The 902-nt window shown below is 65.6% G+C and carries 1 protein-coding gene; it reads left to right on the forward strand.

Translation table 11 applies throughout. From position 1 onward, the window contains the following. Positions 1–127: 127 nt before the first annotated feature. Complete coding sequence (locus DQW85_RS22155; RefSeq protein ID WP_113702129.1) at positions 128–892, forward strand: transposase family protein; 765 nt, start codon at positions 128–130, stop codon at positions 890–892. Positions 893–902 lie beyond the last annotated feature (10 nt).

The raw sequence follows: 902 nt of genomic DNA on the forward strand, positions 1-902 counted from the left end.
TGAGTGTTTTCCAACCTGAAGCCGCAGGTCGCGGGCATGCCGTGCGGGAGGTCTTGATCGACAAGTAGAAGAGCCCCTGGTAGAAGGGTTGTCGACCAAGATCAACCGTTAGACCAGAGGCTCCGAGTTGCTGTTCTACCGTGGCGCGCTGTCGTTGTCATCTCAGACGCTGTCCTACCTGTCCGGCATCCTTCGCCGGCACCGCAAGACGATCGGCTCGCCGTGGCGGCGGCTCAACCCGGGCCAGCAGGCCCTGCTCATACTCGTCCACCTGCGCAAGGGCGAGACATTGGCTGAACTCGCCGCCGGCTTCGGCGTTGGCATCGCGACAGCCTGGCGCTACATCCGCGAGGCCATCACCCTGCTCGCCCGCCGTTCACCTCGCCTGGAGGCGGTGTTACGCATGGCCAAGCGCGCCCGTTACCCCTACCTGGTGCTGGACGGCACGCTCATCCCGATCGACCGCGTGGCCGCCGATCGGCCGTATTACTCCGGCAAGAACAAGACGCACGGCATGAACATCCAGGTCCTGGCCGCCCCGGACGGCACATCCTTGTGGACCTCCGGCTCCTTGCCCGGCTCGGTGCACGACCTCAAAGCCGCGCGGATCTGGGGCATCCTGCGCCGCTTGCAGGCCGCGGGCCTGGTCGTCCTCGCGGATAAGGGCTACGTCGGCGCCGGTGAGCATGTGCGCGTGCCCTACAAGGGCCGCAACAAGCCCGCTTCACAGAAGGCCGCCAACGCCGCCCACGCCAGGCTGCGCGGACCCGGGGAGCGCGCCAACGCCCAGCTGAAAACCTGGCGTATCCTCCGCAAACTCCGCTGTTGTCCTCTTCTGGCAGGTCAGCTCGTCAAAGCGATCCTCGTCCTTCAACTCCGCGAAGCGGGATGAAAAGTGCTCA

The sequence above is a fragment of the Nonomuraea lactucae genome, from assembly GCF_003313395.1.
Lineage (GTDB): Bacteria > Actinomycetota > Actinomycetes > Streptosporangiales > Streptosporangiaceae > Nonomuraea > Nonomuraea lactucae.